The organism is Bacillus cereus group sp. MYBK195-1 (genome assembly GCF_051916605.1).
In the GTDB taxonomy this organism is placed as follows: Bacteria; Bacillota; Bacilli; order Bacillales; family Bacillaceae_G; genus Bacillus_A; species Bacillus_A cereus.
In genome coordinates this window covers 1-21553 of the sequence record NZ_JBQAGZ010000014.1, presented here as the reverse complement: position 1 = coordinate 21553, position 21553 = coordinate 1, and the positions used below count along the sequence as shown (strand labels likewise).

The following is a 21553-nucleotide window of genomic DNA, read 5'->3' as shown; positions in this document are numbered from 1 at the left end:
ATGCAAGCTAAAGCAGTAGCGAGAACAGTTCGTATTGCTCCTCGTAAAGTTCGTTTAGTAGTAGACTTAATCCGAGGTAAGCAAGTGGGTGAAGCGATTGCTATCCTTAACCACACACCAAAAACTGCTTCTCCAGTTGTAGAAAAAGTTTTAAAATCTGCAATCGCAAATGCAGAGCACAATTATGAGATGGACATTAACAACCTAGTTGTTGAAAAAGTTTTCGTTGACGAAGGTCCAACGTTAAAACGTTTCCGTCCACGTGCAATGGGTCGTGCAAGCCAAATTAACAAACGCACAAGCCACATCACAGTTGTGGTATCAGAAAAGAAGGAGGGATAATCGATGGGTCAAAAGGTTAATCCAATTGGTCTTCGTGTCGGCGTTATCCGTGACTGGGAATCTCGTTGGTTCGCTGAGAAAGATTACGCTACATTATTACATGAAGACATCAAAATCCGTGAGTACATTAATGTACGCTTAAAAGATTCTGCTGTTGCTAAAGTAGAAATCGAACGTGCAGCAAATCGTGTAAATGTTACAATTCACACTGCAAAACCTGGTATGGTAATTGGTAAAGGTGGTACTGAAGTTGAAGCACTTCGTAAAGCTCTTAACCAATTAACAGGCAAGCGTGTACACATCAACATTTTAGAAGTTAAGAGAGCTGATCTTAACGCTAAATTAGTAGGCGAAAACATCGCTCGTCAATTAGAAAACCGTGTATCATTCCGTCGTGCACAAAAGCAAGTTATTCAACGTGCTATGCGTGCAGGTGCTAAAGGTATTAAAACACAGGTTTCTGGTCGTCTTGGCGGAGCTGATATCGCTCGTGCAGAATCTTACAGTGAAGGAACTGTTCCACTTCATACACTTCGCGCTGATATTGACTATGCAGCAGTTGAAGCTGATACAACATACGGTAAATTAGGCGTAAAAGTATGGATCTACCGTGGAGAAGTCCTTCCTACAAAAAAGAAAGCTTCTGAGGAAGGAGGAAAATAATATGTTAATGCCAAAACGCGTAAAATATCGTAGAGAGCATCGTGGTAAAATGCGTGGTCGTGCTAAAGGTGGAACTGAAATTGCTTTCGGTGAATTCGGTTTACAAGCACAAGCTGCTTCATGGATTACAAACCGTCAAATCGAAGCTGCTCGTCGTGCAATGACTCGTTACATGAAACGTGGCGGTAAAGTATGGATTAAAATTTTCCCTTCTAAACCTTACACTGCAAAACCTCTAGAAGTACGTATGGGTTCCGGTAAAGGGGCACCAGAAGGCTGGGTAGCAGTAGTAAAACCTGGGAAAATTATGTTCGAAATCGCGGGTGTATCTGAAGAGGTAGCACGCGAAGCATTACGTCTTGCAGCTCACAAGTTACCTGTGAAATGTAAATTCGTAAAACGTGAAGAAAATGGTGGTGAATCTAATGAAAACTAATGATATTCGTGAATTAACCACTGCCGAAATCGAAACAAAAGTTAAAGCTTTAAAGGAAGAGTTGTTTAATCTTCGCTTCCAACTTGCTACAGGACAATTAGAGAATCCAACTCGCATTCGTGAAGTGCGTAAAGCAATTGCTCGTATGAAAACTGTAGTTCGTGAAAGAGAGATCGGAATTAATCGATAAATTGAGGGGAGGTTTGCATAGTGAGCGAACGTAACCAACGCAAAGTTTATACTGGTCGTGTAGTGTCTGACAAAATGGACAAAACGATTACAGTTTTAGTTGAAACTTACAAAACTCATTCCTTGTACGGAAAACGTGTTAAGTATTCTAAGAAGTACAAAGCCCATGATGAGCAAAACCAAGCGAAACTTGGCGATATCGTTAAAATCATGGAAACTCGCCCGCTTTCTGCTACTAAGCGTTTCCGTTTAGTTGAAATCGTTGAAGAAGCGGTTATTATCTAAATAGACGAATCGGAATTTTTAGTCCGAAGGGAGGTTTCATAACATGATCCAACAAGAATCTCGTTTGAAAGTTGCTGACAACTCTGGTGCACGTGAACTTTTAACAATTAAAGTATTAGGCGGCTCTGGTCGTAAATATGCTAACATTGGTGACATTATCGTTGCTACGGTAAAACAAGCAACACCAGGTGGCGTTGTTAAAAAAGGTGACGTTGTTAAAGCAGTAGTGGTACGTACGAAGAGCGGAGCTCGTCGTCCGGACGGTTCTTACATCAAATTTGATGAAAACGCAGCGGTTATCATTAAAGACGATAAGAGCCCACGTGGTACTCGTATCTTCGGACCAGTAGCTCGTGAATTACGTGATAGCAACTTCATGAAGATCGTTTCTTTAGCTCCAGAAGTTCTATAATTTAAGGTATTGCCTTGCTAAGGAGGTGCAGAATTAAGATGCATGTAAAAAAAGGTGATAAAGTACAGGTAATCACTGGTAAAGACAAAGGAAAACAAGGCGTTATCCTTGTGGCTTTCCCAAAGCAAAACCGTGTTATCGTTGAGGGTGTCAATATCGTTAAGAAGCACTCTAAGCCATCTCAATTAAATCCACAAGGTGGAATTATTACTAAAGAAGCACCTATTCACGTTTCTAACGTTATGATTTTAGATCCGAAAACAGGTGAACCTACTCGTGTAGGCTTCAAAGTAGAAGATGGTAAAAAAGTTCGTATTGCAAAAAAATCTGGTGAATTATTAGATAAATAATTTTCTTAAGAAAGGAGGTCACTTCATTGAATCGCCTTAAAGAGAAGTTCCAAAAGGAAATTACTCCTGCTCTAGTGAGCAAGTTTAACTATAAATCTGTAATGCAGGTACCAAAAATCGAAAAGATCGTAATCAACACTGGTGTTGGTGACGCGGTATCTAACTCAAAAGCGTTAGACAACGCAGTAGAAGAATTAACACAAATCACAGGTCAAAAACCTGTTGTAACTCGTGCTAAAAAATCAATCGCTGGTTTCCGTCTTCGTGAAGGTATGCCAATCGGTGCGAAAGTAACTTTACGCGGCGAGCAAATGTATGAGTTCTTCGACAAATTAGTATCAGTTTCTTTACCACGTGTACGTGATTTCCGTGGTGTTTCTAAGAAATCATTCGATGGTCGTGGAAACTATACATTAGGTGTTAAAGAGCAACTTATTTTCCCTGAGATTGATTATGATAAAGTAAGCAAAGTCCGCGGTATGGACATCGTAATCGTTACTACAGCGAAAACTGATGAAGAAGCTCGTGAACTTTTAACACAATTCGGTATGCCATTCCAAAAATAATGGAAGCCAACGCTAAGTAGAGGAGGCGAAAACGTGGCTAAAAAATCTATGATAGCGAAACAAAAGCGTACTCCTAAGTTTAAAGTACAAGAGTATACACGTTGCGAACGCTGCGGTCGTCCGCATTCTGTATACCGCAAATTTAAACTTTGCCGTATTTGTTTCCGTGAACTTGCATATAAAGGTCAAATTCCTGGTGTTAAAAAAGCTAGTTGGTAAAACCCACAAATGGGAAGGAGGTAAAACACATGGTGATGACAGATCCAATTGCAGACATGCTTACTCGCATCCGTAATGCGAACATGGTACGTCATGAGAAATTAGAGGTTCCTGCTTCTAAAATCAAAAAAGAGATCGCTGAACTTTTAAAACGTGAAGGTTTCATTCGTGATGTAGAATACATCGAGGATAACAAACAAGGTATCCTTCGTATTTTCCTGAAATATGGTGCAAACAATGAACGTGTAATCACTGGATTAAAACGTATCAGTAAACCTGGCTTACGCGTTTACGCTAAAGCTGACGAAGTACCACGTGTACTTAACGGATTAGGTATCGCTCTTGTTTCTACATCTAAGGGAGTAATGACAGACAAAGACGCTCGTCAATTACAAACTGGTGGAGAAGTAGTAGCATACGTTTGGTAATATATATTTAAAACGAACGGAGGTGTGACCACATGTCTCGTATTGGTAAAAAGATTCTTGAAATCCCTGCAGGTGTTACTATTACAGTTGCAGAAGACAATACTGTAACAGTAAAAGGCCCTAAAGGTGAATTAACTCGTACTTTCAATGCTGATATGCTTATCAAAATTGAAGAGAATACATTAACAGTTGAGCGTCCATCTGAACAGAAGGAACACCGTGCATTACACGGTACAACTCGTGCTTTAATCGGAAACATGGTTGAAGGTGTAACTGAAGGTTTCGCACGCGGACTTGAATTAGTCGGTGTTGGTTACCGTGCTCAAAAACAAGGTGATAAACTTGTATTAAGCGTAGGTTATTCTCATCCAGTAGAAATGACTCCGGAAGCAGGTCTTGAAGTTGAAGTACCTGCACCAACTAAGATCGTAATTAAAGGTATCGACAAGCAACGTGTTGGCGAATTCGCTGCTAACATCCGTGCTGTACGTGCTCCTGAGCCTTACAAAGGTAAAGGTATTCGTTACGAAGGCGAAGTTGTTCGTCGTAAAGAAGGTAAAACTGCTAAGTAAACCCGTTAGGTGAGAGAAAGGAGTGACAAGAATGATCACTAAAGCTGATAAAAATGCGACTCGTAAGAAAAGACATGCACGTGTACGTGCTAAACTTACTGGTACTGCAGAGCGTCCACGTTTAAACGTGTTCCGTTCTAACCAACATATTTACGCTCAAGTTATTGATGATGTGAATGGTGTAACGTTAGTAAGTGCATCTACTCTTGATAAAGACCTTGCTCTTAACGGTACTAGCAATATTGAAGCTGCTACGAAAGTTGGAGAATCAGTTGCTAAGCGTGCTGTAGAGAAAGGCGTTAAAGAAGTAGTATTTGATCGCGGTGGTTACTTATACCATGGCCGTGTTAAAGCTCTAGCTGAGGCTGCTCGTGAGGCTGGATTACAATTTTAATGGTCAAAGGAGGGAAAATTGATGCATCGCATTGACCCAAGTAAATTAGAACTTGAAGAACGTGTAGTTACGATAAATCGTGTCGCGAAAGTTGTTAAGGGTGGTCGTCGTTTCCGCTTTGCTGCACTAGTTGTAGTTGGCGATAAAAACGGTCATGTTGGATTCGGTACTGGTAAAGCACAAGAGGTACCAGACGCAATCCGTAAAGCTATCGAAGACGCTAAGAAAAACTTAATCGCTGTACCATTAGTTGGTACAACAATTCCACACACAATCAACGGTCATTTTGGCGCTGGTGAAGTATTCTTAAAACCTGCTGCTGAGGGTACTGGTGTTATTGCTGGTGGACCTGTTCGTGCGGTCCTTGAATTAGCTGGTGTACAAGATATTCTTTCGAAATCTCTTGGTTCTAACACACCAATCAACATGATTCGCGCTACTGTGAACGGATTAAGCGAACTTAAGCGCGCTGAAGATGTTGCAAAATTACGCGGTAAATCTGTAGAAGAGCTACTAGGTTAAGGAGGGAAAACAAATGGCGAAAAAGTTAGAAATTACCCTCACTCGTAGTGTAATTGGTCGTCCACAAGATCAACGTGCGACGGTAGAAGCTTTAGGTCTTAAAAAGTTGAATTCAACTGTAGTTAAGGAAGAAACTCCTGCTATTCTTGGTATGATCAACAAAGTTTCTCACCTTGTAACTGTAAAAGAAGCTTAAGGATAACTCATTAATATAAGGAGGTGCCTGGGAATGAAACTTCATGAATTAAAACCTGCAGAAGGTTCTCGTAAAGTACGTAACCGTGTCGGTCGTGGTATCGGTTCTGGTAACGGTAAAACTGCTGGTAAAGGTCATAAAGGACAAAACGCACGTTCTGGCGGCGGTGTTCGTCTTGGCTTCGAAGGTGGTCAAACTCCATTATTCCGTCGTTTACCAAAACGCGGCTTCACAAACATTAACCGTAAAGAGTTTGCTATTGTAAACTTATCAACGTTAAATCGTTTTGAAGATGGTACAGAAGTAACACCTGAATTATTGCTGGAAACTGGCGTTATCAGCAAGTTAAACGACGGTGTTAAAGTTCTTGCAAGCGGAGCAGTAGAGAAAAAACTAACTGTTAAAGCGCACAAGTTCTCTTCAAGTGCTAAAGAAGCAATTGAAGCAGCTGGCGGATCAGTTGAGGTGATCTAATGTTTCGTACAATCTCCAACTTTATGCGCGTTGCTGAGATAAGACGTAAAATATTATTCACTTTAGCGATGTTAATCGTATTCAGGATTGGCACGTTTATCCCCGTGCCATTTACAAATGGAGACGTACTGAAGGCACAAGATCAATTAAATGCTTTAGGTATTCTAAATACATTTGGCGGTGGAGCCTTGAAAAACTTCTCCATCTTTGCGATGGGAATCATGCCGTATATTACAGCATCCATCATCGTGCAATTATTGCAGATGGATGTTGTTCCTAAATTTTCGGAATGGTCGAAGCAAGGTGAAATGGGCCGTCGTAAATTAACGCAATTCACGCGTTACTTTACAATTGTTCTTGCGTTTATTCAGGGGTTTGGTATGTCAATCGGTTTTAACGGTATGGTAGGTGGACAATTAATTTTGAATCCAGGTTGGAGCACTTATTTATACATTGCTACGGTACTGACTGCTGGTACTGCATTTTTAATGTGGTTAGGTGAACAGATTACAGCTAAAGGTGTAGGTAATGGTATTTCCATCCTTATCTTTGGCGGTATTGCCGCAGCGATCCCAAGTGTTATATCTCAAGTGTATCAGCAACAGTTTCAAAATATCGGAGATCAATTGTTCATGAGTATCGTTAAAGTTGCATTGATTTTACTAGCTGTGCTAGCAGTTATTGTGGGTGTTATTTTCATTCAACAGGCTGTTAGAAAGATTCCAATTCAATATGCGAAGCGTGTAACAGGAGGAAATGGTGGTTATGCTGGAGCACAAAACACACATTTACCGCTTAAGGTAAATAGTGCTGGTGTTATTCCAGTAATTTTTGCTGTTTCATTCTTAATTACGCCTCCGACTATTGCACAGTTCTTCCCGAAACATGATGTATCGCAGTGGATTATTGCAAACTTTAACTATTCTCACCCAGTGGGAATGATCATATATGTTGCGCTCATTGTAGCCTTCACATATTTCTATGCATTTGTTCAGGTTAATCCAGAGCAAATGTCAGAGAATCTAAACAAGCAAGGTGGATATGTTCCAGGTATTCGTCCGGGTAAGAATACGGAACAATATCTAACAAAAATCTTGTATCGTTTGACCTTTGTAGGATCAATTTTCCTAGCAGCGATTGCAATCTTACCAGTTATCTTTACGAAATTGGGAAATCTTCCTCCGTCTGCACAGATCGGTGGAACGAGTATGTTAATCGTTGTCGGCGTTGCTTTAGAAACAATGAAGCAGCTAGAAAGCCAACTGGTAAAACGCCATTACAAAGGGTTTATCAAGCAGTGAGTAAGTGGGAAGAATTGTCTTCCCTACATGCTCATGTACTCTGAGGGGGAACAAGGATGAACTTAATTTTAATGGGGCTTCCTGGTGCTGGTAAAGGTACACAAGCCGAACAGATTGTTGCCAAGTATAACATCCCTCACATTTCAACAGGAGACATGTTCCGTGCAGCTATGAAGGCTGAAACTGAAATGGGTCTACAAGCAAAATCTTTTATTGATAAAGGTGCACTTGTTCCAGATGAAGTTACAATCGGAATCGTTCGTGAACGTTTAAGTCAAGACGACTGCGTAAGAGGTTTCTTACTAGACGGTTTCCCACGAACTGTTGCACAAGCATCAGCTCTTGAAGAAATTATGAAAGATCTTGGCAAAAAAATCGACTATGTTTTAAACATTAATGTGGATTCAGGGTTGTTATTAAAACGCCTTACAGGCCGTCGCATTTGTAAAGAGTGCGGTGCGACTTACCACTTAGAATTCAATCCACCAGCAAAAGCTGATGTGTGCGATAAATGTGGTGGCGAATTATATCAACGCTCTGATGACAATGAAGAAACTGTAGCAAATCGTTTAGATGTAAATATTAAGCAAACAAAACCTTTGCTTGATTTCTACGAAGAGCTTGGTTACTTACAAAGCATTAATGGTGAGCAAGATATCAATAAAGTATTTGCTGATATCGATGTTCTCATCGGAGGCTTAGCGTAATGATAATCTGCAAAACTCCTCGCGAGATAGAAATCATGCGAGAAGCTGGCAGGATCGTTGCTTTGACTCATCAAGAGTTGAAACAGCACATTACTCCAGGAATTACAACGAAAGAGCTCGATCAAATAGCGGAAAAGACGATTCAAAAATATGGTGCTACGCCATCTTTTAAAGGATACAACGGATTTCCGGGGAGCATATGTGCTTCTGTAAATGAAGAGCTTGTACACGGAATTCCAGGGAAGCGCAAGCTCAAAGAGGGCGATATCATCAGTATCGATATTGGTGCGAAATACAATGGGTACCATGGAGATTCTGCATGGACGTATCCAGTTGGAAACATTTCTGAATCTGTTCAAAAGCTACTTGATGTCACAGAAAAATCGTTGTATCTTGGTCTAGAACAAGTAAAACCAGGCGAGAGATTATCAAATATCTCACATGCGGTTCAAACCCATGCTGAAGAGAATGGATTCTCGATCGTTAGGGAGTATGTTGGTCACGGAATCGGGCAAGACTTACATGAGGACCCTCAAATCCCGCACTATGGTCCACCAAATAGAGGCCCTAGATTAAAGCCGGGAATGGTCATCTGTGTTGAGCCGATGGTGAATCAAGGAAGACGATATGTAAAAACACTATCTGATGACTGGACAGTGGTAACGGTAGATGGTAAATGGTGTGCCCATTTTGAGCACACGATTGCTCTTACAGAAGCAGGATACGAAATCCTTACCACTTTATAAGTAGCTGGCTCTCCGGGATTTCAGAGCAGTGTAAAATGTTACTGATTTGAAGAAGGGAGAACTATTGAATGGCTAAAGATGATGTAATTGAAGTCGAAGGTACCGTTCTTGAAACGTTGCCAAATGCTATGTTCAAAGTAGAATTAGAGAATGGGCATGTCGTATTGGCTCACGTTTCTGGTAAAATCCGTATGAACTTCATTCGTATTTTACCAGGAGACAAAGTTACGGTAGAATTATCTCCGTACGATTTAAATCGTGGTCGTATTACGTACCGTTTTAAATAATATAGCACTCCGTAATCTTTAAGGAGGTTCGAGACATGAAAGTAAGACCGTCAGTTAAACCAATCTGCGAAAAATGTAAAGTTATTCGTAGACGTGGAAAAGTAATGGTTATTTGTGAAAACCCTAAACATAAACAAAAACAAGGTTAATCAGAAGGAGGTGCATTCGTAATGGCACGTATCGCAGGTGTAGATATTCCTCGAGACAAACGCGTTGTTATTTCTTTAACTTACGTATTCGGCATTGGTCGCACAACTGCTGAAAAAATTCTTGCTGAAGCAGGTATTTCTGAAGAAACACGAGTTCGTGATTTAACGGAAGACGAATTAGGACGTATCCGTGATATCATCGATCGTATTAAAGTTGAGGGAGACCTTCGTCGTGAAGTATCTCTTAACATCAAACGTCTAATGGAGATCGGTTCTTACCGTGGTCTTCGTCACCGTCGTGGTTTACCAGTTCGTGGTCAAAACTCTAAAAACAATGCTCGTACACGTAAAGGTCCACGTCGTACAGTAGCAAATAAAAAGAAATAATAAGTAAAGGAGGTTGAACTAACAATGGCACGTAAAACAAACACTCGTAAAAAACGTGTGAAAAAGAATATTGAAGCTGGTATAGCTCATATTCGTTCTACTTTCAACAACACAATCGTAACACTTACAGATACTCACGGTAACGCACTTTCTTGGTCTAGTGCTGGTGCACTTGGTTTCCGTGGATCTCGTAAATCTACTCCATTCGCTGCGCAAATGGCTGCTGAAACTGCTGCTAAAGCTGCAATGGAACACGGTTTAAAAACTTTAGAGGTTACTGTTAAAGGTCCTGGTGCTGGTCGTGAAGCTGCAATTCGTGCTCTTCAAGCTGCAGGTCTAGAAGTAACAGCAATTAGAGATGTTACTCCAGTTCCTCATAATGGATGTCGTCCACCAAAACGTCGTCGTGTGTAATTTTTCTGTATAGAATTTTCCCTTTTGTCTATAATGGATATGATGCATTATCGAGAAATTTCGTACAGAAACATCGCTTGTTGTGCACAATCGGGAACTGCCTAAGGGGGACTTTCGGTTAGACAGGGGTTATACCTTTGTTTAACCGGGGTTTCGACGTTTTGAAGGAGGGTTTAGTTAATGATTGAAATCGAAAAGCCGAAAATCGAAACGGTTGAACTTAACGAAGATGCTAAATATGGTAAATTCGTAATTGAACCGCTTGAGCGTGGATATGGTACTACTTTGGGTAACTCCTTACGTCGTATTCTTTTATCCTCACTCCCTGGTGCCGCTGTTACTGCTATCCAAATCGATGGCGTATTACATGAATTTTCAACAGTTGAGGGCGTAGTAGAAGACGTTACGACGATCATCTTAAACTTGAAAAAGTTAGCTCTTAAAATCTACTCTGAAGAAGAGAAGACGTTGGAAATTGATGTACAGGGCGAAGGTATTGTCACAGCTGCTGATATTACTCACGATAGTGATGTAGAAATCTTAAATCCAGATTTACACATTGCAACGTTAGCAAAAGATGCGCATTTCCGCGTGCGTTTAACTGCAAAGCGTGGCCGTGGGTATACGCCAGCTGATGCAAATAAAAGCGAAGATCAACCAATAGGAGTAATTCCTATTGATTCTATTTATACTCCGGTATCACGTGTGACTTACCAAGTGGAAAAGACACGTGTCGGACAAGTGGCTAATTATGATAAGCTTACGCTTGATGTATGGACGGATGGAAGCATCGGGCCAAAAGAAGCTATCTCTTTAGGTGCCAAAATCTTAACTGAGCATTTAAATATCTTTGTTGGTTTAACTGATGAAGCACAAAATGCTGAGATTATGGTCGAGAAGGAAGAAGATCAAAAAGAGAAAGTTCTTGAGATGACTATCGAAGAACTAGACCTTTCTGTTCGTTCTTATAATTGCCTAAAACGTGCAGGAATTAATACTGTACAAGAGCTTGCGAACAAAACAGAAGAAGATATGATGAAAGTTCGTAACTTAGGACGTAAATCCTTAGAAGAAGTTAAACATAAACTTGAGGAATTAGGTTTAGGTTTACGTAAAGACGACTGAGGATTTAAACCCATCAACAAAGGAGGGAACTACGAATGGCATACAGAAAATTAGGCCGTACAAGTGCGCAACGTAAAGCTATGTTACGTGATTTAGCTACTGATTTAATTATCAACGAGCGCATCCAAACGACAGAAACTCGTGCAAAAGAACTTCGTTCTGTAGTGGAAAAAATGATCACTTTAGGTAAACGCGGAGATCTTCATGCTCGTCGTCAAGCAGCAGCTTTCATTCGCAATGAAGTAGCTAACGCTGAGACTGGTCAAGATGCACTTCAAAAACTATTCGCTGATGTAGCTCCACGCTATGCTGAGCGCCAAGGCGGATACACTCGTATTGCAAAAATTGGTCCACGTCGCGGAGACGCAGCACCAATGGTAATTATCGAGTTAGTATAATGATAATTAAAAGGGCAGGACAGTTCTTTTCAAGAAACTGGTCATGGCCCTTTTTTTTAAATATAAAAATAGGCTAACTTGGCGAAGGAAAGGGTGCCTTCTATTGAAAAAAGAGAAACTTCGGATAAAAAATATATCATTTCAATATCCTGGGGCAGCCACTTATGCATTAAAAGATGTTTCATTTTCCTTATATGAGGGAGAATGGGTATCTATTATTGGACAAAACGGTTCAGGAAAGTCTACACTTGCAAAATTATTGAATGGTTTGTTTTTGCCAGAAGCAGGGACTATTATAATAAATGATACAATGGTTTTATCAGAGGAAACGGTATGGGATGTTCGAAAACAAATTGGAATGGTATTTCAAAATCCAGATAATCAATTTGTTGGAACAACAGTGCAAGATGATGTTGTATTTGGCTTAGAGAATATCGGAATGCCAAGAGAACAAATGATTGAAAGATTAGAACAGGCCTTGCAACTTGTCCGTATGGAAGATTTTCTTAATGATGAGCCTCATTCCTTATCCGGTGGGCAAAAGCAGCGAGTGGCAATAGCAGGCGTTTTAGCACTTCAACCATCTATTTTAATATTAGATGAAGCAACGTCAATGTTAGACCCTCAAGGGAGACGTGAAGTAGTAGAAACGGTTAGACAGCTTGTTACTCAAAAAGGTATTACTGTGTTATCGATTACGCACGATTTAGAAGAAGCGGCACAGTCAGATCGTGTCATTATTTTAAATAAGGGAGAAATATTAGAGGAAGGGACTCCAGAAAAAATTTTCAAATCCTCTCATATGCTCCAAGAAATTGGCTTAGATGTACCGTTTTCAGTAAAAATAGCAGAATTATTAAAAAGAAATGAAATTCTCTTGCAAAATACGCATCTTACAATGGAAAGCTTGGTGAACGAACTTTGGAGATTACATTCCAAAAAGTAGAGCATCGTTATCAATATAAAACTCCATTTGAAAGACGCGCACTTTATGATGTAGACGTGTCGTTTCCAAGTGGGGGCTATTATGCCATTATCGGTCATACTGGTTCAGGTAAGTCGACGATGATTCAACATTTAAATGGTTTATTGCAGCCGACAAATGGTACAGTTCAAATTGGTGAACATTTGATTTCGGCAGGAAAGAAAGAAAAAAAGCTAAAGCCACTACGTAAAAAAGTAGGGGTTGTCTTTCAATTCCCAGAACATCAGTTGTTTGAAGAGACTGTGGAGAAAGATATTTGTTTCGGCCCTACTAATTTTGGAGTATCTGTAGACGAAGCAAGGCAAAAGGCTAGAAAGGCAATTGAACTTGTAGGGCTAGAACCGGAACTGTTAACACGTTCTCCGTTCGAATTAAGTGGTGGACAAATGAGACGTGTTGCTATAGCGGGTGTACTGGCGATGGAACCTGAAGTGCTTGTATTAGATGAACCTACAGCAGGACTAGATCCAAAAGGGCAGAACGAACTTATGGAGATGTTTTATAAGCTGCACAAGGAGAAGGGTCTTACAGTTATCCTTGTAACGCATAATATGGAGGATGCTGCTCAGTATGCGGAGCAGATTGTAGTTATGCATAAAGGAACGGTCTTTTTGCAAGGAAGTGCAGAGGAAGTATTTTCACATGCTGATGAACTAGAGAAAATTGGTGTGGATCTTCCTATGTCATTAAAGTATAAACGTGCAATTGAAGAGAAGTTTGGTATTTCAATTCCAAAGGCTACCTTATCTTTAGAGGATCTTACTCATGAAGTTGTGCAGGTGTTACGAAAAGGTGGTCATGAATCATGCAGCAGTTGATTATTGGGAGATATATCCCGGGGAATTCACTTATTCATCAACTTGATCCACGTACGAAGCTGCTGATTGTCTTTTTATATGTATTTGTTGTTTTCTTAGCAAATAATGCGATTTCATATGGATTTTTATTTTTATATGCACTCATTGCTTTATTTTTTGCAAAAGTGCCGATTCGTTATGTACTTTCGGGCTTAAAACCAATTTTATGGATTTTTCTTTTTACATTTTTCCTGCATATTTTTACAAATAAAGAGGGGGATGTACTATTCCAGCTTGGTTGGTTTTCGATATATGAAAAAGGATTAGAGCAAGGGATATACATTTCTGTACGATTCTTCGTTATTATTTTAATGACGACATTATTAACGTTAACGACGACACCTATTGAAATTACAGATGGTTTGGAGACGTTATTAAAGCCGTTGAAGCGTATAAAGGTTCCTGTTCATGAAATCGCATTAATGATGTCAATTTCTCTTCGTTTTATCCCGACATTAATGGATGAAACGAGTAAAATAATGAAAGCACAAGCGTCACGTGGTATTGATTTTGCCGGGGGACCGATAAAAGATAGAATGAAAGCTATTATTTCACTGCTCGTTCCTCTGTTTATCAGTGCTTTTAAGCGTGCAGAGGACTTAGCCATTGCGATGGAAGCTCGTGGATATCAAAGTGGTGAAGGACGTACTAAATTTAGGCAACTACGCTGGAAAACAAGCGATACAGTAACGATTGTCAGCTTATTTTGTTTAGCTTGTATTTTGGCATGGGTGCGATCGTAATGGAGAATAGAGAAATGGATAGAATAAAATGTACGGTTGCATATGATGGCATGCATTTTTGTGGTTATCAAATTCAGCCGAACCATCGTACTGTTCAACAGGAGATAGAAAAAGCATTGCAGAAATTGCATAAGGGAGAACTTGTTCGTGTTCAGGCATCTGGTAGAACAGATTCTACAGTTCATGCAAAAGGACAAGTAATACACTTTGATACTCCTTTGTCTCTTGAAGAGTGGCAATGGAGTAATGCTTTAAACACAATGTTGCCAGATGATATTGTTATTAGGCAAGTAGAGAAAAAAACAGAAGAATTTCATGCACGTTACGGTGTTGAGAAAAAAGAATATCGTTATCGTGTATTATTATCAAAGACTGCGGATGTATTCCGTAGAAATTACGTATATCAATATCCATACCCGCTCGAAATCAACTCTATAAGAAAAGCAATTCCTTATTTTATTGGAACGCATGATTTCACTTCTTTTTGTTCGGCAAAAACTGACAAAAAAGATAAAGTGCGAACAATTTATGAAATCGAGTTAATTGAACAAGATGATGAAATAATTTTTCGTTTTGTAGGTAATGGATTTTTATATAATATGGTCAGAATTATTGTTGGTACGTTACTTAGCGTAGGGCAAGGAAAGCTTGATCCTGATAGCATTCCAGAGATTTTAGCGAAACAAAATCGTCAGTTTGCTGGAAAGATGGCTCCAGGTCATGGGCTTTACTTATGGGAGGTAAACTATAACAACTAATCCTGGTGTAACATTTGCTTGACATTAGAAACTCAAAAGTATATCATAACATATGGTATTGTTTCTAAAACCACGATTAGCCCCGGAAGGAAATCGTGTTTAAGATAAACAATAGATTTTTTCTATGGAAAAGATAACGAGGAGGGAAACACATGCGTACGACTTTTATGGCAAAAGCTAACGAAGTTGAGCGTAAATGGTATGTGGTTGATGCTGAAGGTCAAACTTTAGGTCGCCTTGCTAGTGAAGTAGCATCCATTTTACGTGGTAAAAACAAACCTACATTTACACCACACGTTGACACGGGTGATCATGTAATTATTATTAACGCTGAGAAAATTCATTTAACAGGTAATAAATTAAACGATAAAATTTACTACCGTCACACTAACCACCCAGGTGGACTTAAGCAAAGAACAGCTCTTGAAATGCGTACAAACTACCCTGTACAAATGTTAGAGCTTGCAATTAAAGGCATGCTTCCAAAAGGACGCTTAGGCCGTCAAGTTTCTAAGAAACTTAACGTGTATGCTGGAGCAGAGCATCCACACCAAGCACAAAAACCAGAAGTTTACGAACTTCGCGGATAATTAATTAAAGGAGGGCTTACTTTGGCACAGGTTCAATACTATGGCACTGGACGTCGTAAGAGTTCAGTAGCGCGCGTACGCCTAGTTCCAGGCGAAGGACGCGTTATCATTAACGGTCGTGATTTTGAAAACTATATCCCATTTGCTGCATTACGTGAAGTAGTGAAACAACCTCTAGTTGCAACAGAAACTTTAGGTAACTACGATGTACTTGTAAACGTAAATGGTGGTGGATACACTGGTCAAGCTGGTGCTATTCGTCACGGTATTTCTCGCGCTTTATTAAAAGCTGATCCAGAATACCGTCTAACACTAAAACGTGCAGGTCTATTAACTCGTGACGCACGTATGAAAGAGCGTAAAAAATACGGTCTTAAAGGCGCACGTCGTGCACCTCAGTTCTCAAAACGTTAATTTTTGCGAACTACAAACCCCAACCATTTTGGTTGGGGTTTTTTTATGTTTCATTCCTCTTTTGCAATTTTTATAGCTTGGAATATTTTAGTGCTACCGCCACGCGTATGCTTCTTCTTTAGAAGTTTAGACTAATACGTATTAGGGAGGTTTATAAGTACTATGAATGTCATTGTCAGCTTACAAGAAAAACAAAAAGAAAAGCAGTTAAAATACGAGCGGAAGATGTTGCGGGAATTATCATTAAAAACATTGCGTTCAAATATTCGTGATGCCTTTCAAATGCAAGAGCTTCATCGTCAATATGAAGATTACTGTATTGAATTAGGGATAGAATCTTATTTATTAGGAGCGAGATATAGTAAATTTGGTTATTATGGTGAATCGTTTTTTGATGTGAAATATAGAGCTTTAGAAGAAGAACAACAATTAACTGAAACGCTATTTCAATTTTTAACGAGTATGACTATGCGAGAAATAAAGTTGAAAGATGAGGAATTACTTTTTGAATCTTGTCAGCAGTTTATAGGATTGTGGTGGCAAGAAGGGTATGAAAAAGGTGAAAGAAGATATCGATTAAAGCTTCATTAAGACAAGCATAAACTTTCCTCTTGTCCCATATAAGTAATTAGAGGGACTAGCTGGAGGAGGAAAGGTATGAAGAGAATTCGAATTATCTCTTTTGCACTCGCTGCGGTTGTATTGTTTTTTTTAGTCAAACAAGAATTTCAAATTACAAAATCGTGGCGTGCTTGGAATTTACCCTTATCAGGGAAAGTAATCGTATTAGATGCTGGGCATGGTGGACCAGATGGAGGGGCTGTTGGTGGAAAGGATATTATAGAAAAGGATATTACGCTTGAAATTACAAAAAAGGTACAAGACTATTTACAAGAACAAGGTGCACTAGTCATTTTAACGCGTGAGGGAGATTATGATTTAGCTAACAAAGATACAAAGTCATATAGCAGACGTAAAGCAGAGGATTTAAAAAAACGTGTAGAAATCATCAATAAACCTGATGTAGACTTTTTTGCAAGTATTCATTTAAATGCTTTAACTAGTAGTGGATCGAAAGGCGCACAAACGTTCTATTACCGCTCTTCAATTGAAAATGAACGTGCTGCAAAATTTATACAGGCTGAATTGAGAACAAGTTTAGAGAACACGAATCGTTCTGCTAAGACTATTTCGCATGTGTATTTATTAAAGTATTCTAAAACACCAGGTGCTTTAATTGAAGCTGGCTTTTTATCGAATGTGAACGAAAGGTATATGTTAAATTCGGAGAAATATCAGCAAAAGGTAGCAGCTGCAATATACCGTGGTATATTACGTTATTTCACGGAAAAAGGAAATCCTCCAGAATAAGGAGGATTTTTTTGAGCTTCTCTCGTTAACGAAGTTTTCGGAAAATATGTTATACTGGAAATGTAAACGCATTTATTTCAAGAATAAGCAGAGATAAATTCAATTAACATTACGTTATTTTTCATACAGGGGGCTGGGCTAATTATGGTAACGAAAGAGCAAGTGGTTGAAGCGTTAGAAGGGATTGTAGATCCGTTTTTACATAAAACTTTAAAAGAAACAAGTGCAATTAAAGAGGTAACAGTCAAGCCAGAGAAGGAACATGTGAGTGTCAAAATTGCAATCGTAAAAACCGGTACAGCGGAACAAATGCAGTTGCAGTCTGGAATTGTAAAGTTAGTAAAAGAACTTGGGGCAGCAACAGTTGGACTTCGTTTTGCAGAATTTACAGAAGAGGAATTAGCTCAGTTTGCACCGGAACAAGAAGAAGAGCAAAGTGAATCTTTATTGTCACCTAATTCAAAAACAACATTCTTAGCGGTAGCGAGTGGAAAAGGTGGCGTGGGAAAATCAACTGTTTCGGTTAACCTTGCAGTTGCTTTAGCTCGTTTAGGAAAAAAAGTTGGTATTATCGATGCGGACATTTACGGTTTTAGTGTGCCAGACATGATGGGGATAGAAAAACGTCCTATCGTAAGAGGTGACAAGATAATTCCGGTGGAACGTTTAGGTGTAAAGGTAATCTCAATGGGCTTCTTTGTAGAGGATAATGCACCAGTTATTTGGAGAGGACCTATGCTTGGGAAAATGTTAAACCACTTCTTCACAGAAGTAGAATGGGGCGATTTAGATTATTTAGTACTAGATTTGCCACCAGGCACAGGTGATGTTGCGTTAGATGTGCACTCAATGTTGCCATCTTGCAAAGAGATTATTGTAACGACGCCTCATCCAACAGCTGCGTTTGTAGCAGCGCGTGCTGGAGCGATGGCATTGCGCACTGAACATAGTATTCTTGGTGTTGTTGAGAATATGGCATATTTTGAAAGTAAGGTAACTGGTGAGAAAGAATATGTATTTGGAAAAGGCGGGGGAGATAAGTTAGCTACCGAATTACAAACGAATGTTCTTGGTCGAATTCCGCTACAACAACCCGATTGGAATAAAGAAGACTTTGCTCCTTCAGTATATGAAGATACACATACAACGGGCATTATTTATAGTAAAATAGCTGAAACAGTAATTGATAAAACAGCTGTTACACAAAAATAAAGTGAAACTTTAATTAGTGGGGTTCACCTGTTACTGACAACAATAAGGCTTTTGTTGTTAGTAAACCTTTCGCTTAACTAGAGGGGGTCCATTTTGTCTGTTAATAGTAAGATAAAGTAATAACGAGTGAACAATGTATACATTGTTCACTCGTTATTATAGTTATTATTTTTTACTGTTCTTCCTTCTTCTCGCCTTGAGAACCACCGTCACCGCCTGCTTCTTTCTTACCAGATCCGCCTTTTTCAGCTTTTTGCACACCTTTACTAATGATATCAATCATCTTGGCTTGGAAGAGTGGACTTTCAGCAGTTTCTGTTAGTACTTGTTGTAGATATTGACGGTATTCTTTACTCTTCATTGTTTGTAACATCATTTTTTCTACTTCAGGATTTTTCATAATTTCTATAACGCCTGCTTGGTATTCAGGGTCTTTTAGTAAGGTTTTCATTAATTGAGTTTGTTCTTTCCCCATACTTTTAGCAAACTTTGATGAGAACTCAGGATCTTTAAAGAGCTTTTCCCAGAATTGTTGCCCTTTATCGGATACCATGGCATCTTCAATCGTTTTCTTTACTACTGTTTCATCTAGTATGAGTGCTTGTTTCATTTTTTCATCAGTTAATACATCTTGAATAGCTTTCTTACCTTGATCTGTTTTTAAAATATCAACAATCATTTTCTTTGTTTGATCGTAATCTAGTTCGGATTTCGTTTCTTTTCCTTGTGCGCATGCTGCAAGTGCGATAAGTAGAAAAGAAGAAACGAAAATGAATAGCATCCGTTTCATAAGTTGGAACTCCTTTCAGCACAGTTCTCTCTTTTTAATATAAATATCTTTAAGGAATTTATACATGAACATGGCTAGCTTTTTGAAATTGTCATTGATACAATTTAATTAGAAATATAAGGATAATGGGGGATGTGTTGTGAATAGCCGCAAGTGGGTACGACTATTTTTAACGACGTTGTTTCTTGGTGGGATTAGCACAGTTATTATTGGTTTTGTTTTGGAGTGGGACAAGTACAATGAATTTTTTCAAAATTTCGACGGTAAGGAGATTTTGGCAGTATCTTTCTGGCTGATGGGTGTAGGATTTATTTTTAGTGTTATAAGTCAAATGGGATTCTTTGCATATTTAACAATCCACCGTTTTGGACTAGGGATGTTTCGCTCATCTTCTTTATGGAATGCAGTCCAGCTCTTCTTTATTGCATTCGTATTATTTGATTTTGTGTATTTAAGATCTGTACTTATTGCAAATGGGGAAGTCTCGTTAGGGAATAACATACTTGTTGCTGGAATATTATTTGTGTTTGGAGCAATTGTTGCTTATGTAAAAAGTAAAGAAACAAATAAAAAAGCATTTGTGCCAGCTCTGTTCTTTATGGTTGTTGTAACAATCCTTGAATGGGTACCGGCGCTTCGGATTAATGATACAGATTGGCTATATTTAATGGTTATACCGCTATTGTTATGTAATGCGTATCAATTACTTGTATTACATCGTTTAATCGGAAAAACAAGTAAATCAGCTTAATAGAGAGAGGTTTTATACACCAGCAGTTATAATGCTGGAAATGGTATGATTAAAAAAGCTCTACCACCTTCTTGAAAGGTAGTAGAGCTTTTTATGCGTGAAGAGTAGTAGGGAAGAAGCTACTTCACATCTTCACTTTTCGTACTTGTGTTGGAAATAAGTTGTGACACGGATATTTGCTCATATCCATCACTTTTTATTTTTTGCAGGAGCAGCGGTAAAGCTCTATTTGTTTGAAGGGCAGAATCGGATGCGTGTAATAAGACGATATCTCCACCTTTCAAATTATTAGAGACAGTGGAAACGATGTTATTTACACCTGGGTTTTTCCAATCGTTTGAATTATTACTCCAATGCACGACGGTGTATCCAAGTGATTCTGCGATTTTAAGGGTTGCTTTGTTAAATTCGCCACTAGGTGGACGTAACAGCTTGACTTGTTTTACACCAAGTTTCGTAAAAACATCTTGTGCTCGTAAAAGGTCTCGTCTTATTTCATTTGTCTCTAGAGAAGTATAGGATGTGTAATTGTACCCCATACTACCAATTTCGTGTCCGTCTTTCATGATTCGCTCTACAATATCGGGGTGTCTTTCGGCCCATGCAGCAGAAAGGAAGAATGTTGCATTCTTAATTTCTCTTTCTTTAAGAGTATCTAGGATTGGAATTGCTTTTTTGTCTCCCCAACTAATATCAAACGTAAATGCAACTTGCTTTTTAGCGGTGTCTCCTTTGTAAATTACTTTAGGGCCTGTAGCAGTTGAAAAAGCAGATTCATGTGAATATGTTTTTAAAAAGAGTAGCCATGCTGTAAATAAGGACAGTATCACTATTAAGCTAATGTGTTTAAAATTTCTCTTACTCGTAATAAAAAAGAAAAACATAATATTACGCCCCTTTGTCCAATCCTTTTCAGTTACATATATGCTGTAAATATAAAAAAGAGAACAAAGGATTAATATCGTAAGTAGTGGATATAATGGATGATAGGATTGTGATAATTGAAAATGAGCGGAACGTTTATTGTTGCGTAAGGAATTATTGAGGTGATTGTTTGCTTGGGCTGATGTTGACAAAAGAAGAAAGAAAAGAAATGGAATACATATTGAAGAGAGAATTAGAGGAACTTTTATTTGATTTTGAAGATGAGCGTATTCATGAAGTTGTAAAAAAAGCCATGGAAGAAAGATATAAAATCATTTTCTGTTTATTCCGGAGAGTAGCTAACACAGAAGAATGTATTCGTTATGTAAGAAAAAGAATTTTTTATTAAAAAGTGTTGACGTTAACGGTTTGTATATGGTAAATTAATAACCGTCGCTGATGCGAAAACGCAGAAAACGACAAAAAAGAAATTTAAAAACTTAGTTGACATTGAAAAATGAAGATGTTAACATAAGGAAGTCGCAAATGAGCGACTAAGTAGTTCTTTGAAAACTGAACGAAACAAACAACGTGAAACGTCAATTTTTATTTTAGATGCTAGACAAACTAACTTTATTGGAGAGTTTGATCCTGGC

At 38.8% G+C, this 21553-nt stretch carries 37 protein-coding genes; 35 read left to right on the top strand and 2 right to left on the bottom strand.

Annotated elements, in window-relative coordinates:
• From rplV to ACTFRY_RS28610, 33 genes are all read left to right on the top strand, one after another.
• Nucleotides 1-342, top strand: coding sequence for a 50S ribosomal protein L22 (gene rplV, locus ACTFRY_RS28770; RefSeq protein WP_001148024.1), 342 nt, complete (start codon nt 1-3; stop codon nt 340-342).
• Between the two features lie 3 nt (nt 343-345).
• A complete protein-coding gene (gene rpsC, locus ACTFRY_RS28765) occupies nt 346-1005 on the top strand; it encodes a 30S ribosomal protein S3 (protein WP_000529956.1) in 660 nt (219 codons plus the stop codon).
• 1 nt (nt 1006) lies between these two features.
• Nucleotides 1007-1441 (top strand): 50S ribosomal protein L16, encoded by a 435-nt coding sequence (rplP, locus tag ACTFRY_RS28760; RefSeq protein WP_000928969.1) that lies wholly within the window; start codon nt 1007-1009, stop codon nt 1439-1441.
• Nucleotides 1431-1631: a 50S ribosomal protein L29 gene (gene rpmC / locus ACTFRY_RS28755; protein ID WP_000855718.1), complete on the top strand. Its 201-nt coding sequence runs from the start codon at nt 1431-1433 to the stop codon at nt 1629-1631. Before rplP ends, rpmC begins: the two co-directional genes overlap by 11 nt.
• Before the next feature lie 20 nt (nt 1632-1651).
• Entirely contained in the window at nt 1652-1915 is a 264-nt protein-coding gene (gene rpsQ / locus ACTFRY_RS28750; protein ID WP_000004106.1) for a 30S ribosomal protein S17, read from the top strand.
• A 43-nt stretch (nt 1916-1958) separates the two neighbouring features.
• A complete protein-coding gene (rplN, locus tag ACTFRY_RS28745) occupies nt 1959-2327 on the top strand; it encodes a 50S ribosomal protein L14 (protein WP_000615912.1) in 369 nt (122 codons plus the stop codon).
• 38 nt (nt 2328-2365) lie between these two features.
• On the top strand, nt 2366-2677 hold the full coding sequence (gene rplX / locus ACTFRY_RS28740) for a 50S ribosomal protein L24 (RefSeq protein ID WP_000558200.1): 312 nt from the start codon (nt 2366-2368) through the stop codon (nt 2675-2677).
• A gap of 26 nt (nt 2678-2703) precedes the next feature.
• On the top strand, nt 2704-3243 hold the full coding sequence (gene rplE / locus ACTFRY_RS28735; protein ID WP_001080831.1) for a 50S ribosomal protein L5: 540 nt from the start codon (nt 2704-2706) through the stop codon (nt 3241-3243).
• 33 nt (nt 3244-3276) lie between these two features.
• Nucleotides 3277-3462: a 30S ribosomal protein S14 gene (gene rpsN, locus ACTFRY_RS28730; protein WP_001085700.1), complete on the top strand. Its 186-nt coding sequence runs from the start codon at nt 3277-3279 to the stop codon at nt 3460-3462.
• Between the two features lie 29 nt (nt 3463-3491).
• Nucleotides 3492-3890: a 30S ribosomal protein S8 gene (rpsH, locus tag ACTFRY_RS28725; protein WP_000245511.1), complete on the top strand. Its 399-nt coding sequence runs from the start codon at nt 3492-3494 to the stop codon at nt 3888-3890.
• Between the two features lie 32 nt (nt 3891-3922).
• On the top strand, nt 3923-4462 hold the full coding sequence (rplF, locus tag ACTFRY_RS28720; RefSeq protein WP_000086558.1) for a 50S ribosomal protein L6: 540 nt from the start codon (nt 3923-3925) through the stop codon (nt 4460-4462).
• Between the two features lie 31 nt (nt 4463-4493).
• Nucleotides 4494-4856 carry a 50S ribosomal protein L18 gene (gene rplR / locus ACTFRY_RS28715; protein ID WP_000628816.1) on the top strand — a complete coding sequence of 121 codons (363 nt, stop codon included), beginning with the start codon at nt 4494-4496 and terminating at the stop codon, nt 4854-4856.
• A 21-nt stretch (nt 4857-4877) separates the two neighbouring features.
• A complete protein-coding gene (gene rpsE, locus ACTFRY_RS28710; RefSeq protein WP_000554646.1) occupies nt 4878-5378 on the top strand; it encodes a 30S ribosomal protein S5 in 501 nt (166 codons plus the stop codon).
• A gap of 13 nt (nt 5379-5391) precedes the next feature.
• Entirely contained in the window at nt 5392-5574 is a 183-nt protein-coding gene (rpmD, locus tag ACTFRY_RS28705; RefSeq protein WP_001085234.1) for a 50S ribosomal protein L30, read from the top strand.
• Nucleotides 5575-5607: 33 nt separating this feature from the next.
• Nucleotides 5608-6048: a 50S ribosomal protein L15 gene (gene rplO, locus ACTFRY_RS28700; protein WP_000766081.1), complete on the top strand. Its 441-nt coding sequence runs from the start codon at nt 5608-5610 to the stop codon at nt 6046-6048.
• Entirely contained in the window at nt 6048-7349 is a 1302-nt protein-coding gene (gene secY / locus ACTFRY_RS28695) for a preprotein translocase subunit SecY (RefSeq protein ID WP_000490117.1), read from the top strand. Before rplO ends, secY begins: the two co-directional genes overlap by 1 nt.
• A 56-nt stretch (nt 7350-7405) precedes the next feature.
• Nucleotides 7406-8056, top strand: coding sequence for an adenylate kinase (locus ACTFRY_RS28690; protein WP_001048989.1), 651 nt, complete (start codon nt 7406-7408; stop codon nt 8054-8056).
• Nucleotides 8056-8802 carry a type I methionyl aminopeptidase gene (map, locus tag ACTFRY_RS28685; protein ID WP_000582539.1) on the top strand — a complete coding sequence of 249 codons (747 nt, stop codon included), beginning with the start codon at nt 8056-8058 and terminating at the stop codon, nt 8800-8802. Before ACTFRY_RS28690 ends, map begins: the two co-directional genes overlap by 1 nt.
• A gap of 68 nt (nt 8803-8870) precedes the next feature.
• On the top strand, nt 8871-9089 hold the full coding sequence (gene infA, locus ACTFRY_RS28680; protein WP_001029884.1) for a translation initiation factor IF-1: 219 nt from the start codon (nt 8871-8873) through the stop codon (nt 9087-9089).
• 35 nt (nt 9090-9124) lie between these two features.
• Nucleotides 9125-9238: a 50S ribosomal protein L36 gene (gene rpmJ / locus ACTFRY_RS28675; protein ID WP_000868344.1), complete on the top strand. Its 114-nt coding sequence runs from the start codon at nt 9125-9127 to the stop codon at nt 9236-9238.
• A gap of 21 nt (nt 9239-9259) precedes the next feature.
• Nucleotides 9260-9625, top strand: a complete 366-nt coding sequence (gene rpsM, locus ACTFRY_RS28670) for a 30S ribosomal protein S13 (protein WP_000090788.1) — start codon at nt 9260-9262, stop codon at nt 9623-9625.
• 24 nt (nt 9626-9649) lie between these two features.
• Nucleotides 9650-10039: a 30S ribosomal protein S11 gene (gene rpsK, locus ACTFRY_RS28665; RefSeq protein ID WP_000101798.1), complete on the top strand. Its 390-nt coding sequence runs from the start codon at nt 9650-9652 to the stop codon at nt 10037-10039.
• Nucleotides 10040-10219: 180 nt separating this feature from the next.
• The gene (locus ACTFRY_RS28660) at nt 10220-11164 is read left to right on the top strand and encodes a DNA-directed RNA polymerase subunit alpha (RefSeq protein WP_000569643.1); all 945 of its coding nucleotides are present in this window, start codon (nt 10220-10222) and stop codon (nt 11162-11164) included.
• A 35-nt stretch (nt 11165-11199) separates the two neighbouring features.
• Nucleotides 11200-11562 (top strand): 50S ribosomal protein L17, encoded by a 363-nt coding sequence (gene rplQ / locus ACTFRY_RS28655; protein ID WP_000331490.1) that lies wholly within the window; start codon nt 11200-11202, stop codon nt 11560-11562.
• Nucleotides 11563-11665: 103 nt separating this feature from the next.
• Nucleotides 11666-12508: an energy-coupling factor ABC transporter ATP-binding protein gene (locus ACTFRY_RS28650; protein ID WP_000711765.1), complete on the top strand. Its 843-nt coding sequence runs from the start codon at nt 11666-11668 to the stop codon at nt 12506-12508.
• Nucleotides 12484-13365: an energy-coupling factor ABC transporter ATP-binding protein gene (locus ACTFRY_RS28645; RefSeq protein WP_000406535.1), complete on the top strand. Its 882-nt coding sequence runs from the start codon at nt 12484-12486 to the stop codon at nt 13363-13365. Before ACTFRY_RS28650 ends, ACTFRY_RS28645 begins: the two co-directional genes overlap by 25 nt.
• Complete coding sequence (locus ACTFRY_RS28640; RefSeq protein ID WP_001186526.1) at nt 13353-14147, top strand: energy-coupling factor transporter transmembrane component T family protein; 795 nt, start codon at nt 13353-13355, stop codon at nt 14145-14147. Before ACTFRY_RS28645 ends, ACTFRY_RS28640 begins: the two co-directional genes overlap by 13 nt.
• Before the next feature lie 14 nt (nt 14148-14161).
• A complete protein-coding gene (gene truA / locus ACTFRY_RS28635) occupies nt 14162-14905 on the top strand; it encodes a tRNA pseudouridine(38-40) synthase TruA (RefSeq protein ID WP_002164804.1) in 744 nt (247 codons plus the stop codon).
• 152 nt (nt 14906-15057) lie between these two features.
• A complete protein-coding gene (gene rplM, locus ACTFRY_RS28630) occupies nt 15058-15495 on the top strand; it encodes a 50S ribosomal protein L13 (RefSeq protein WP_001260793.1) in 438 nt (145 codons plus the stop codon).
• A 21-nt stretch (nt 15496-15516) separates the two neighbouring features.
• Nucleotides 15517-15909, top strand: coding sequence for a 30S ribosomal protein S9 (rpsI, locus tag ACTFRY_RS28625; protein WP_000079986.1), 393 nt, complete (start codon nt 15517-15519; stop codon nt 15907-15909).
• A gap of 162 nt (nt 15910-16071) precedes the next feature.
• On the top strand, nt 16072-16500 hold the full coding sequence (locus tag ACTFRY_RS28620) for a DUF2521 family protein (protein ID WP_001101005.1): 429 nt from the start codon (nt 16072-16074) through the stop codon (nt 16498-16500).
• Between the two features lie 66 nt (nt 16501-16566).
• Nucleotides 16567-17280 (top strand): N-acetylmuramoyl-L-alanine amidase CwlD, encoded by a 714-nt coding sequence (cwlD, locus tag ACTFRY_RS28615; protein WP_000822439.1) that lies wholly within the window; start codon nt 16567-16569, stop codon nt 17278-17280.
• A gap of 144 nt (nt 17281-17424) precedes the next feature.
• Nucleotides 17425-18492, top strand: coding sequence for an Mrp/NBP35 family ATP-binding protein (locus tag ACTFRY_RS28610; protein ID WP_000256628.1), 1068 nt, complete (start codon nt 17425-17427; stop codon nt 18490-18492).
• Between the two features lie 172 nt (nt 18493-18664).
• Here the strand turns inward: ACTFRY_RS28610 and gerD are convergent, their stop codons facing one another.
• Nucleotides 18665-19282 (bottom strand): spore germination lipoprotein GerD, encoded by a 618-nt coding sequence (gene gerD / locus ACTFRY_RS28605; RefSeq protein ID WP_000827295.1) that lies wholly within the window; start codon nt 19280-19282, stop codon nt 18665-18667.
• A 139-nt stretch (nt 19283-19421) separates the two neighbouring features.
• Here gerD and kbaA point away from each other — a divergent pair, with 139 nt between their 5' ends.
• Nucleotides 19422-20033: a KinB signaling pathway activation protein KbaA gene (gene kbaA, locus ACTFRY_RS28600; protein ID WP_001088523.1), complete on the top strand. Its 612-nt coding sequence runs from the start codon at nt 19422-19424 to the stop codon at nt 20031-20033.
• 119 nt (nt 20034-20152) lie between these two features.
• Here the strand turns inward: kbaA and pdaB are convergent, their stop codons facing one another.
• Nucleotides 20153-20917, bottom strand: coding sequence for a polysaccharide deacetylase family sporulation protein PdaB (pdaB, locus tag ACTFRY_RS28595; RefSeq protein WP_000464705.1), 765 nt, complete (start codon nt 20915-20917; stop codon nt 20153-20155).
• A 170-nt stretch (nt 20918-21087) separates the two neighbouring features.
• Here pdaB and ACTFRY_RS28590 point away from each other — a divergent pair, with 170 nt between their 5' ends.
• Nucleotides 21088-21306 (top strand): hypothetical protein, encoded by a 219-nt coding sequence (locus ACTFRY_RS28590; protein WP_000901147.1) that lies wholly within the window; start codon nt 21088-21090, stop codon nt 21304-21306.
• Nucleotides 21307-21553 lie beyond the last annotated feature (247 nt).

What these genes read in the sequence shown, in the direction of transcription:
- ACTFRY_RS28610 (WP_000256628.1), top strand. Translation starts at nt 17,425, where the DNA reads ATGGTAACGAAAGAGCAAGTGGTTGAAGCGTTAGAAGGGATTGTAGAT.
- gerD (WP_000827295.1), bottom strand. Translation starts at nt 19,282, where the DNA reads ATGAAACGGATGCTATTCATTTTCGTTTCTTCTTTTCTACTTATCGCA.
- rpsK (WP_000101798.1), top strand. Translation starts at nt 9,650, where the DNA reads ATGGCACGTAAAACAAACACTCGTAAAAAACGTGTGAAAAAGAATATT.
- secY (WP_000490117.1), top strand. Translation starts at nt 6,048, where the DNA reads ATGTTTCGTACAATCTCCAACTTTATGCGCGTTGCTGAGATAAGACGT.
- rplV (WP_001148024.1), top strand. Translation starts at nt 1, where the DNA reads ATGCAAGCTAAAGCAGTAGCGAGAACAGTTCGTATTGCTCCTCGTAAA.
- rplP (WP_000928969.1), top strand. Translation starts at nt 1,007, where the DNA reads ATGTTAATGCCAAAACGCGTAAAATATCGTAGAGAGCATCGTGGTAAA.
- rpmJ (WP_000868344.1), top strand. Translation starts at nt 9,125, where the DNA reads ATGAAAGTAAGACCGTCAGTTAAACCAATCTGCGAAAAATGTAAAGTT.
- infA (WP_001029884.1), top strand. Translation starts at nt 8,871, where the DNA reads ATGGCTAAAGATGATGTAATTGAAGTCGAAGGTACCGTTCTTGAAACG.
- rplO (WP_000766081.1), top strand. Translation starts at nt 5,608, where the DNA reads ATGAAACTTCATGAATTAAAACCTGCAGAAGGTTCTCGTAAAGTACGT.
- ACTFRY_RS28620 (WP_001101005.1), top strand. Translation starts at nt 16,072, where the DNA reads ATGAATGTCATTGTCAGCTTACAAGAAAAACAAAAAGAAAAGCAGTTA.
- truA (WP_002164804.1), top strand. Translation starts at nt 14,162, where the DNA reads ATGGATAGAATAAAATGTACGGTTGCATATGATGGCATGCATTTTTGT.
- rpsE (WP_000554646.1), top strand. Translation starts at nt 4,878, where the DNA reads ATGCATCGCATTGACCCAAGTAAATTAGAACTTGAAGAACGTGTAGTT.
- rplN (WP_000615912.1), top strand. Translation starts at nt 1,959, where the DNA reads ATGATCCAACAAGAATCTCGTTTGAAAGTTGCTGACAACTCTGGTGCA.
- rpsC (WP_000529956.1), top strand. Translation starts at nt 346, where the DNA reads ATGGGTCAAAAGGTTAATCCAATTGGTCTTCGTGTCGGCGTTATCCGT.
- ACTFRY_RS28690 (WP_001048989.1), top strand. Translation starts at nt 7,406, where the DNA reads ATGAACTTAATTTTAATGGGGCTTCCTGGTGCTGGTAAAGGTACACAA.
- rpsH (WP_000245511.1), top strand. Translation starts at nt 3,492, where the DNA reads ATGGTGATGACAGATCCAATTGCAGACATGCTTACTCGCATCCGTAAT.
- rplX (WP_000558200.1), top strand. Translation starts at nt 2,366, where the DNA reads ATGCATGTAAAAAAAGGTGATAAAGTACAGGTAATCACTGGTAAAGAC.
- rpmD (WP_001085234.1), top strand. Translation starts at nt 5,392, where the DNA reads ATGGCGAAAAAGTTAGAAATTACCCTCACTCGTAGTGTAATTGGTCGT.
- rplQ (WP_000331490.1), top strand. Translation starts at nt 11,200, where the DNA reads ATGGCATACAGAAAATTAGGCCGTACAAGTGCGCAACGTAAAGCTATG.
- map (WP_000582539.1), top strand. Translation starts at nt 8,056, where the DNA reads ATGATAATCTGCAAAACTCCTCGCGAGATAGAAATCATGCGAGAAGCT.
- rplF (WP_000086558.1), top strand. Translation starts at nt 3,923, where the DNA reads ATGTCTCGTATTGGTAAAAAGATTCTTGAAATCCCTGCAGGTGTTACT.
- rpmC (WP_000855718.1), top strand. Translation starts at nt 1,431, where the DNA reads ATGAAAACTAATGATATTCGTGAATTAACCACTGCCGAAATCGAAACA.
- ACTFRY_RS28640 (WP_001186526.1), top strand. Translation starts at nt 13,353, where the DNA reads ATGCAGCAGTTGATTATTGGGAGATATATCCCGGGGAATTCACTTATT.
- pdaB (WP_000464705.1), bottom strand. Translation starts at nt 20,917, where the DNA reads ATGTTTTTCTTTTTTATTACGAGTAAGAGAAATTTTAAACACATTAGC.
- rplR (WP_000628816.1), top strand. Translation starts at nt 4,494, where the DNA reads ATGATCACTAAAGCTGATAAAAATGCGACTCGTAAGAAAAGACATGCA.
- cwlD (WP_000822439.1), top strand. Translation starts at nt 16,567, where the DNA reads ATGAAGAGAATTCGAATTATCTCTTTTGCACTCGCTGCGGTTGTATTG.
- ACTFRY_RS28660 (WP_000569643.1), top strand. Translation starts at nt 10,220, where the DNA reads ATGATTGAAATCGAAAAGCCGAAAATCGAAACGGTTGAACTTAACGAA.
- rpsM (WP_000090788.1), top strand. Translation starts at nt 9,260, where the DNA reads ATGGCACGTATCGCAGGTGTAGATATTCCTCGAGACAAACGCGTTGTT.
- rplM (WP_001260793.1), top strand. Translation starts at nt 15,058, where the DNA reads ATGCGTACGACTTTTATGGCAAAAGCTAACGAAGTTGAGCGTAAATGG.